Genomic DNA, 9,811 nt, shown 5'->3' with positions numbered 1-9,811 from the left:
CCACCCCACAACGGTGGGGTTTCTGCGTTTACGGCTGCGCTGCGATCACTATATAAGTGAGAGCTTTGGGTTTGGAACAGTCAAGCGAGACTTGACAACAAGCGGTTGTTCCCCCATAATCATCAGTTCTCTGCGGAGGGGTGCCCGAGTGGCTAAAGGGGGCAGACTGTAAATCTGTTGGCTTACGCCTACGTTGGTTCGAATCCAACCTCCTCCACCAGAATGCAGGCTGTAGCAGTTGTTGGGAATCCATGGATCCTTGCGGGTGTAGCTCAATGGTAGAGCAGAAGCCTTCCAAGCTTACGACGAGGGTTCGATTCCCTTCACCCGCTCCAGCAATACAGAAGTAGCGCCCATGTGGCTCAGTGGTAGAGCACTCCCTTGGTAAGGGAGAGGTCGGCAGTTCGATCCTGCCCATGGGCACCAGAAGTACTCGGTGATTGTTTGCGCCCGGCGCAACGTACGGAAAAATCCTCTTAGGAGTCGAAAATGGCCAAGGGTAAGTTTGAGCGGACCAAGCCGCACGTGAACGTCGGCACGATCGGTCACGTTGACCACGGCAAGACCACGCTGACGGCAGCGATCACGACGGTTCTGACGCAGAAGTTTGGCGGCGAAGCGAAGGCATACGACCAGATCGACGCGGCGCCGGAAGAAAAGGCACGTGGTATCACGATCAACACGGCACACGTCGAGTACGAAACGGCTAACCGCCACTATGCACACGTCGACTGCCCGGGCCACGCTGACTATGTGAAGAACATGATCACGGGCGCAGCGCAGATGGACGGCGCGATCCTGGTGTGTTCGGCCGCTGACGGCCCGATGCCGCAAACGCGCGAGCACATCCTGTTGGCGCGTCAGGTTGGCGTGCCGTACATCATCGTGTTCCTGAACAAGTGCGACATGGTGGACGACGCTGAGCTGCTGGAACTGGTCGAGATGGAAGTTCGCGAACTTCTGTCGAAGTACGACTTCCCGGGCGACGACACGCCGATCATCAAGGGTTCGGCCAAACTGGCGCTGGAAGGCGACAAGGGCGAGCTGGGCGAAGTGGCGATCATGAATCTGGCCGACGCGCTGGACACGTACATCCCGACGCCGGAGCGCGCAGTGGACGGTGCGTTCCTGATGCCGGTGGAAGACGTGTTCTCGATCTCGGGTCGCGGCACGGTGGTGACGGGTCGCGTTGAGCGCGGCGTCGTGAAGGTCGGCGAGGAAATCGAAATTGTCGGTATCAAGCCGACGGTGAAGACGACCTGCACGGGCGTGGAAATGTTCCGCAAGCTGTTGGACCAGGGTCAGGCAGGCGACAACGTGGGTATCCTGCTGCGCGGCACGAAGCGTGAAGACGTGGAGCGTGGCCAGGTGCTGGCGAAGCCGGGTTCGATCAACCCGCACACGCACTTCACGGCTGAAGTGTACGTGCTGAGCAAGGACGAAGGTGGCCGTCATACGCCGTTCTTCAACAACTATCGTCCGCAGTTCTACTTCCGTACGACGGACGTGACGGGCTCGATCGAGTTGCCGAAGGACAAGGAAATGGTCATGCCGGGCGACAACGTGTCGATCACGGTGAAGCTGATCAACCCGATCGCGATGGAAGAAGGTCTGCGTTTCGCAATCCGCGAAGGCGGCCGTACGGTCGGTGCAGGTGTGGTTGCCAAGATTCTCGAGTAACGCCAGATAGTTCTCGTTGATCGGTGGTTTCGGGGTTGGCGGTGTCGTCAACCCCAAATGGTTTAGGGGTATAGCTCAACTGGCAGAGCGTCGGTCTCCAAAACCGAAGGTTGGGGGTTCGATTCCCTCTGCCCCTGCCAACTCTCGCGCCGTATGTGGCGCTTCGTTAAGGTGTTATGGCGAATCCTTCCGTCGAAACTGTAAATACATCCGGCGACAAGCTGATGCTCGTCGCGGGCGTATTGTTGGTCTTGGCCGGGTTCGTGGGGTTCTTCTGGCTTAGCGGCCAGGAATGGTACGTCCGCGGAGCCGCCTTGGCTGTTGGTGCGATCGCGGGTGTTGCAGTCGGTCTTCTCTCCGCGCCTGGCAAGGGTTTCATCGCTTTCGCCAAAGATTCGTACAAGGAAGTCCGTAAGGTTGTTTGGCCGACTCGCAAAGAGGCGACGCAAACAACGCTCGTAGTGTTCGGCTTCGTGTTCGTCATGGCGATCTTTCTTTGGGTGAGTGATAAATCCATCGAATGGGCGATTTTCTCGGTGATTCTGGGTTGGAAATGATATGAGTGATACTCCGGCATCCCCGAGCGGCAAGCGTTGGTACGTCGTGCACGCCTACTCCGGCATGGAGAAGAGCGTGCAACGTGCGCTTCAGGAGCGCATCGAACGTGCTGGCATGCAAGACCAGTTTGGTCAAATCCTCGTTCCGACTGAAGAAGTGGTCGAGGTAAAGGGCGGTCACAAATCGGTGACCGAGCGTCGTTTCTTCCCAGGCTATGTGCTCGTGGAGATGGAAATGACTGACGAGACATGGCACCTCGTGAAAAACACGGCAAAGGTGACAGGTTTCGTAGGCGGTGCGCGTAATCGTCCGAGTCCGATTTCCCCGCGGGAAGTCGAGAAGATCATGTCGCAGATGCAGGAAGGCGTAGAAAAGCCGCGTCCGAAGACCCTGTTCGAAGTCGGCGAGATGGTGCGGGTGAAGGACGGTCCGTTCACGGATTTCAACGGCAGCGTCGAAGAAGTGAACTACGAAAAGTCGCGCGTCCGGGTTTCCGTTACAATCTTCGGCCGCGCAACGCCGGTCGAGCTGGAATTCGGCCAGGTCGAAAAGCTGTAATCCAGAATTCTACGGGGCGCACCAGTCGGTGCGTTCCGTATTTCGCGCTTACGGTCCGCGTAATGGCCGTTGAGGAGCGTAAGTACCCAATTTTTCGGCGAACGCGCGCTACTACTCACTGAACGCCCGCATGTACCCATGCGGTGTTCCAAAGAGGTTTTCAACATGGCAAAGAAAATCATCGGCTTTATCAAGCTGCAGATTCCTGCAGGTAAAGCCAATCCGTCGCCGCCGGTCGGTCCGGCACTGGGTCAACGCGGCCTGAACATCATGGAGTTCTGCAAGGCGTTTAACGCGCAGACTCAAGCACTGGAACCGGGTCTGCCGATTCCGGTCGTGATCACCGCATTCGCGGACAAGAGCTTCACGTTCGTTCTGAAGACTCCGCCGGCAACGGTTCTGATCAAGAAGGCAGCGAAGATCGACAAGGGTTCGAGCAAGCCGCATACCGATAAGGTCGGCAAGATCACCCGCGCTCAAGCTGAAGACATCGCCAAGACCAAGATGCCCGATCTGACGGCAGCTGATCTGGACGCAGCGGTTCGTACGATCGCTGGTAGCGCCCGCTCGATGGGCATCACCGTGGAGGGCGTGTAAATGGCTAAGCTTTCAAAGCGTCTGCAAGCATTTGCAGCCAAGGTCGATCGTCAAAAACTGTACGCAATCGACGAAGCTTTGTCGCTCGTGAAGGAATGCGCAAGCGCGAAGTTCGACGAGTCGATCGACGTTGCCGTGCAGCTCGGCATCGACGCAAAGAAGTCGGACCAAGTGGTTCGTGGCTCGGTCGTTCTGCCGGCTGGTACCGGTAAGTCGGTCCGCGTCGCTGTGTTCGCACAAGGCGAAAAGGCTGAGCAAGCCCGCGCAGCCGGCGCAGAAGTCGTCGGTATGGAAGACTTGGCTGAACAAGTCAAGGCCGGCAAGCTGGACTTCGACATCGTGATCGCTTCACCCGACACGATGCGCGTTGTCGGTACGCTCGGTCAGATCCTCGGCCCGCGTGGCCTGATGCCGAACCCGAAGGTCGGTACGGTTACGCCGGACGTCGCAACGGCAGTGAAGAACGCCAAGGCTGGTCAAGTGCAATTCCGTGTCGACAAGGCCGGTATCATCCACGCCACCATTGGCCGCGCTTCGTTCGAGCCGACGGCTCTGCGTAGCAACCTGAACGCTCTCGTCGACGCGCTGCAAAAGGCGAAGCCGGCAACGAGCAAGGGTGTGTACCTGCGCAAAGTTGCGCTGTCGAGCACGATGGGTGTTGGCGTTCGCGTCGACCAGGCATCGATCGCAGCACAGTAAAAGATTTCATCGCCTCGGCGTGAGTCGGGGCGGTTTTATGGGCTTTGGGCGGTCGCAAGATGGCAGTCTGCATCGAACGACCGGTTGTCAAAGACCGTTGGCGGGCACGCAGCAGGTAGGCGAGTCCTTAATGTAAAGCCAACGCAGATGGCGAACCCGAAAAGGTTTTGTAGTGATGAAGCCGGTCGATGTCCGCAGCAATGCGAATGCCGGGCGGTCGAAATACTCCTGACTGGTCGGACGCCGTTATTGAACGCGGTACACAAGGCGCACGCTGCGTGTATCGAATCTGGAGGTTAACCGTGCCACTTAACAAAGAAAGCAAGCAGGCCGTCGTCGCTGAGGTTGCCGCGCAAGTCGCGAAAGCCCAGACCGTGGTTCTGGCTGAGTATCGTGGAATCGCGGTTGGCGATCTGACCAAGCTGCGCGCGAAAGCGCGTGAGCAACAGGTTTATCTTCGAGTGTTGAAAAACACGTTGGCGCGTCGCGCCGTCGAAGGTACCCCGTTTGCTCCGCTGGCAGAGCAGATGACTGGCCCCCTGATCTACGGCATCTCGGAAGATGCAATTGCAGCTGCTAAGGTCGTCAACGACTTCGGCAAAACCAATGACAAGTTGATCATCAAGGCTGGTTCCTACGAAGGCAAGGTGATGGACAAGGCTGGCGTGCAAGCGCTGGCAAACATCCCGAGCCGCGAAGAACTGCTCTCCAAGCTGTTGTACGTTATGCAAGCACCTGTTTCCGGCTTTGCGCGCGCTCTGGCCGCGCTGGCAGAAAAGAAACAAGGCGAAGAAACCGCTGCGTAATGCACTTCAGTCGAGCGTGATTGATCGCTGGCTGTATCCGAATTCAATTTAGGAGTATTTCAAATGGCAATCGCAAAAGAAGACATCCTCGAGGCAGTAAGCTCGATGTCGGTTCTGGAACTGAACGAACTGGTCAAGGCGTTCGAAGAAAAGTTTGGCGTGTCGGCAGCTGCTGTTGCAGTGGCAGGCCCGGCAGGCGCAGCTGCCGCTGTCGCTGAAGAGCAAACCGAATTCACGGTCAACCTGACGGAAGTCGGCGCGAACAAGGTTTCGGTCATTAAGGCTGTTCGTGAACTGACGGGTCTCGGCCTGAAGGAAGCGAAGGACCTGGTCGACGGTGCACCGAAGCCTGTTAAGGAAGCGGTACCGAAGGCTGCTGCTGAAGAAGCCAAGAAGAAGCTGGAAGAAGCCGGCGCGAAAGCTGAAATCAAGTAAGTTTCAGCGCGCTGTGCGAAGGCTGGCGGTTTTCCACCGCCGGCCTTTTTGTGCTTTGTGGGGACCACGTTTTTGCCAGCGAACTTCGGCAAGAATAGAAGCCCCAGAGGCCAAAGAAAACCGCCATTCGGCAACATTGACCGGCGTTTCTCTTTGTCTTCTGAAGCGACTGCAGAAGGCAAGTTTGGTCGGGTAGCGGGCAACATAGGCATCCGCTGCCGTCAGCCAGCGGTTGGTAGCGGCCAACCACCAAGCTTCTAGGCTCGTTCAAGCCATCGGACGGCCATCGGGTCTCAGTCGGTGAACACTCGGGTTGTCTCATCAAGGTATCCTGCCTCGACAACAATGCCCGCCGTGATTCGGAGATCGTATGCAATATTCCTTCACCGAGAAGAAGCGTATTCGCAAGAGTTTTGCGAAGCGCCCCATCGTTCACCAAGTACCTTTCCTGCTGGCTACCCAGCTTGAATCATTCAGCACGTTTCTGCAAGCAGACACGTCGTCTACGCAACGCAAGCCGGAAGGCCTGCAAGCTGCGTTTACCTCCGTTTTCCCGATTGTTTCGCATAACGGGTTCGCTCGTCTAGAGTTCGTCAGCTACATGCTGTCGCCGCCGGCATTCAACATCAAGGAATGTCAGCAGCGCGGTTTGACGTACTGTTCGGCCCTGCGCGCGAAAGTGCGTCTGGTGCTGCTCGACAAGGAATCGCCGAGCAAGCCGGTCGTCAAGGAAGTCAAGGAACAGGAAGTGTACATGGGCGAAATTCCGCTCATGACGCCGACGGGTTCGTTCGTCATCAACGGTACGGAACGTGTGATCGTTTCGCAGCTGCACCGTTCGCCGGGCGTGTTCTTCGAACACGACAAGGGCAAGACGCACAGCTCGGGCAAGCTCCTGTTCTCGGCACGTATCATTCCTTACCGCGGTTCGTGGCTCGATTTCGAGTTTGACCCGAAGGACGTGCTGTACTTCCGCGTCGACCGTCGCCGTAAGATGCCGGTCACGATCCTGCTCAAGGCAATCGGCCTCACGCCGGAACAGATCCTCGCAAACTTCTTCGTGTTCGACAATTTCACGCTGATGCCGGAAGGCGCGCAGATGGAATTCGTGCCGGAGCGTCTGCGTGGTGAAGTCGCGCGTTTCGACATCACGGACCGTGATGGCAACGTGATCGTCCAGAAGGACAAGCGGATCAACGCGAAGCACATTCGCGACCTCGACAACGCCAAGACCAAGTTCATCTCGGTCCCGGAAGACTATCTGCTCGGCCGCGTGCTGGCGAAGAACGTCGTTGACGGCGACACAGGTGAAGTCATCGCTAACGCGAACGACGAAATCACGGAAACTGTGCTCGAGAAGCTGCGCGAGTCGAAGATCAAAGACATCCAGACGCTCTACACGAACGATCTGGATCAAGGTCCGTACATCTCGTCGACGCTGCGTATCGACGAAACCGCGGACAAGATGGCCGCACGCATCGCGATCTACCGCATGATGCGTCCGGGCGAACCGCCGACCGAAGAAGCGGTCGAGGCGTTGTTCAACCGTCTGTTCTATAGCGAAGACGCATACGACCTCTCGAAGGTGGGTCGTATGAAGTTCAATCGCCGTGTCGGCCGCGACGAAATTGTCGGTCCGATGACGCTGCAGGACGACGACATCCTCGCCACGATCAAGATCCTGGTCGAACTGCGTAACGGCAAGGGCGAAGTGGACGACATCGACCACTTGGGCAATCGTCGTGTGCGTTGCGTCGGCGAACTGGCGGAAAACCAGTTCCGCGCAGGTCTCGTGCGTGTCGAACGTGCTGTGAAGGAACGCCTCGGCCAGGCCGAAAGCGAAAACCTGATGCCGCACGACCTGATCAACTCGAAGCCGATTTCGTCGGCGATTCGCGAGTTCTTCGGTTCGTCGCAGCTGTCGCAGTTCATGGACCAAACGAACCCGCTGTCGGAAATCACCCACAAGCGCCGTGTTTCGGCACTTGGCCCGGGCGGTTTGACGCGTGAGCGCGCTGGCTTTGAAGTCCGCGACGTGCACCCGACTCACTACGGTCGTGTGTGCCCGATTGAAACGCCGGAAGGTCCGAACATCGGCCTGATCAACTCGCTCGCTCTGTACGCGCACTTGAACGAATACGGCTTCCTCGAAACGCCGTATCGCAAGGTCGTGGACAGCAAGGTGACCGATCAGATCGACTATCTGTCGGCGATCGAAGAAGGCCGTTACGTGATCGCTCAGGCGAACGCGGCGGTGGCTGAAGACGGCTCGCTGACCGACGAACTGGTGTCGTCGCGTGAAGCAGGCGAAACGCTGATGGTCACGCCGGACCGCATCCAGTACATGGACGTGGCGCCGTCGCAGATCGTGTCGGTGGCAGCATCGCTGATTCCGTTCCTCGAGCACGATGACGCGAACCGCGCATTGATGGGTTCGAACATGCAGCGTCAGGCTGTGCCGTGTCTGCGTCCTGAAAAGGCCGTGGTCGGTACGGGTATCGAGCGCACGGTGGCAGTCGACTCGGGTACGACGGTTCAGGCATTCCGCGGCGGTGTGGTCGATTACGTCGACGCAGGCCGTATGGTGATCCGCGTGAACGACGATGAAGCCGTTGCTGGCGACGTCGGCGTAGACATCTACAACCTGATCAAGTACACGCGTTCGAACCAGAACACGAACATCAACCAGCGCCCGATCGTGAAGGTCGGCGACATCGTGTCGCGTGGCGACGTGCTGGCGGATGGTGCATCGACCGACCTCGGCGAACTGGCGCTCGGCCAGAACATGCTGGTCGCGTTCATGCCGTGGAACGGCTACAACTTCGAAGACTCGATTTTGATCTCGGAGAAGGTGGTTGCCGACGACCGTTACACGTCGATCCACATCGAAGAACTGAACGTCGTTGCTCGCGATACGAAGCTCGGACCGGAAGAAATCACGCGCGACATCTCGAACCTGGCTGAAGTGCAACTCGGCCGTCTCGATGAGTCGGGCATCGTCTACATCGGCGCTGAAGTCGAAGCAGGCGACGTGCTGGTCGGTAAGGTCACGCCGAAGGGCGAAACCCAACTGACGCCGGAAGAAAAGCTGCTGCGCGCGATCTTCGGTGAAAAGGCTTCGGACGTGAAGGACACGTCGCTGCGCGTGCCGTCGGGCATGAGCGGCACCGTGATCGACGTTCAAGTGTTTACGCGTGAAGGTATTCAGCGCGACAAGCGTGCGCAACAGATCATCGACGATGAACTGAAGCGCTATCGCCTCGACCTGAACGACCAGTTGCGTATCGTGGAAGGCGACGCGTTCCAGCGTCTCGCACGTATGCTCGACGGCAAGGTCGCGAACGGCGGTCCGAAGAAACTGGCCAAGGGCACGAAGATCGAACAGGCTTACCTGCAAGATCTGGATCACTACCACTGGTTCGACATCCGCCTCGCGGACGAAGAAGCAGCGGCACAGCTCGAAGCCATCAAGGACTCGATCGAACAGAAGCGTCACCAGTTCGATCTGGCGTTCGAAGAAAAGCGCAAGAAGCTCACGCAAGGCGACGAACTGCCGCCGGGCGTGTTGAAGATGGTCAAGGTGTATCTGGCAGTCAAGCGCCGCCTGCAGCCTGGTGACAAGATGGCCGGCCGTCACGGTAACAAGGGTGTGGTGTCGAAGATTGTTCCGATCGAAGACATGCCGTACATGGCCGACGGCCGTCCGGCTGACGTCGTTCTGAACCCGCTCGGCGTGCCGTCGCGGATGAACGTGGGTCAGGTTCTCGAAGTGCATCTGGGTTGGGCCGCGAAGGGTCTCGGCTGGCGTATCGGCGAAATGCTGCAGCGTCAGGCGAAGATCGCTGAACTGCGCGAATTCCTGACCAAGATCTACAACGAGTCGGGCCGCGCCGAAGAGCTGGACAGCTTCACCGACGACGAAATCGTCGAACTGGCGAAGAACCTGCGCGAAGGCGTGCCGTTCGCTACGCCGGTGTTCGACGGCGCGACGGAAGAAGAAATGTCGCGCGCGCTGGATCTGGCATTCCCGGACGACATCGCGAAGAACCTCGGCATGACGCCGTCGAAGAATCAGGTGCGTCTGTACGACGGCCGCACGGGCGAAATGTTCGAACGTACGGTGACGGTCGGCTACATGCACTACCTGAAGCTGCACCACTTGGTCGACGACAAGATGCACGCGCGTTCCACGGGCCCGTACTCGCTCGTGACGCAGCAGCCGTTGGGCGGTAAGGCGCAATTCGGTGGCCAGCGTTTCGGTGAAATGGAAGTGTGGGCGCTCGAAGCGTACGGCGCATCGTACGTGCTGCAGGAAATGCTGACGGTGAAGTCGGACGACGTGACAGGCCGGACCAAGGTTTATGAAAACCTGGTCAAGGGCGATCACGTGATCGACGCCGGCATGCCGGAATCCTTCAACGTGTTGGTGAAGGAAATCCGCTCGCTCGGTATCGACATCGACCTCGACCGCAACTAAT

Annotated in this window: 9 protein-coding genes and 4 tRNA genes; 12 read left to right on the top strand and 1 reads right to left on the bottom strand. The window is 58.3% G+C overall.

The annotated features are described in order from the left end of the window. Positions 1-134: 134 nt before the first annotated feature. The 11 genes from PQR32_RS37745 to rplL all read left to right on the top strand — a co-directional run bounded on the left by PQR32_RS37745 (position 135) and on the right by rplL (position 5,333). Positions 135-220: transfer RNA gene (locus PQR32_RS37745), tRNA-Tyr, on the top strand. Between the two features lie 41 nt (positions 221-261). Further along, positions 262-335 (top strand) — tRNA-Gly (locus tag PQR32_RS37740). A gap of 16 nt (positions 336-351) precedes the next feature. Continuing rightward, positions 352-426: transfer RNA gene (locus PQR32_RS37735), tRNA-Thr, on the top strand. Positions 427-489: 63 nt separating this feature from the next. Beyond that, positions 490-1,680 carry an elongation factor Tu gene (gene tuf / locus PQR32_RS37730; protein WP_012434572.1) on the top strand — a complete coding sequence of 397 codons (1,191 nt, stop codon included), beginning with the start codon at positions 490-492 and terminating at the stop codon, positions 1,678-1,680. A 64-nt stretch (positions 1,681-1,744) separates the two neighbouring features. Further along, a tRNA-Trp gene (locus PQR32_RS37725) sits at positions 1,745-1,820 on the top strand. A gap of 36 nt (positions 1,821-1,856) precedes the next feature. After that, the gene (secE, locus tag PQR32_RS37720; protein WP_011490062.1) at positions 1,857-2,237 is read left to right on the top strand and encodes a preprotein translocase subunit SecE; all 381 of its coding nucleotides are present in this window, start codon (positions 1,857-1,859) and stop codon (positions 2,235-2,237) included. Between the two features lies 1 nt (position 2,238). Beyond that, complete coding sequence (gene nusG, locus PQR32_RS37715; RefSeq protein WP_007180147.1) at positions 2,239-2,796, top strand: transcription termination/antitermination protein NusG; 558 nt, start codon at positions 2,239-2,241, stop codon at positions 2,794-2,796. Positions 2,797-2,961: 165 nt separating this feature from the next. Next, positions 2,962-3,393 carry a 50S ribosomal protein L11 gene (rplK, locus tag PQR32_RS37710; protein WP_007180146.1) on the top strand — a complete coding sequence of 144 codons (432 nt, stop codon included), beginning with the start codon at positions 2,962-2,964 and terminating at the stop codon, positions 3,391-3,393. Continuing rightward, positions 3,394-4,092 carry a 50S ribosomal protein L1 gene (gene rplA, locus PQR32_RS37705; protein ID WP_007180145.1) on the top strand — a complete coding sequence of 233 codons (699 nt, stop codon included), beginning with the start codon at positions 3,394-3,396 and terminating at the stop codon, positions 4,090-4,092. A 302-nt stretch (positions 4,093-4,394) separates the two neighbouring features. Then, entirely contained in the window at positions 4,395-4,898 is a 504-nt protein-coding gene (gene rplJ, locus PQR32_RS37700; protein ID WP_007180144.1) for a 50S ribosomal protein L10, read from the top strand. Between the two features lie 63 nt (positions 4,899-4,961). Then, entirely contained in the window at positions 4,962-5,333 is a 372-nt protein-coding gene (rplL, locus tag PQR32_RS37695) for a 50S ribosomal protein L7/L12 (protein WP_035554731.1), read from the top strand. Positions 5,334-5,336: 3 nt separating this feature from the next. On the opposite strand, the gene PQR32_RS37690 is transcribed toward rplL, so the two are convergent. Continuing rightward, complete coding sequence (locus PQR32_RS37690; RefSeq protein WP_408239620.1) at positions 5,337-5,579, bottom strand: hypothetical protein; 243 nt, start codon at positions 5,577-5,579, stop codon at positions 5,337-5,339. 124 nt (positions 5,580-5,703) lie between these two features. On the opposite strand from PQR32_RS37690, the gene rpoB reads away from it, so the two are divergent. Next, the gene (gene rpoB, locus PQR32_RS37685) at positions 5,704-9,810 is read left to right on the top strand and encodes a DNA-directed RNA polymerase subunit beta (protein ID WP_106284137.1); all 4,107 of its coding nucleotides are present in this window, start codon (positions 5,704-5,706) and stop codon (positions 9,808-9,810) included. Position 9,811 lies beyond the last annotated feature (1 nt).

The sequence above is a fragment of the Paraburkholderia dipogonis genome (assembly GCF_046027395.1).
In the GTDB taxonomy this organism is placed as follows: Bacteria; Pseudomonadota; Gammaproteobacteria; order Burkholderiales; family Burkholderiaceae; genus Paraburkholderia; species Paraburkholderia dipogonis_A.
Note: the sequence above shows the minus strand (reverse complement) of the source record. Positions and strands in the feature narration are given on the sequence as shown.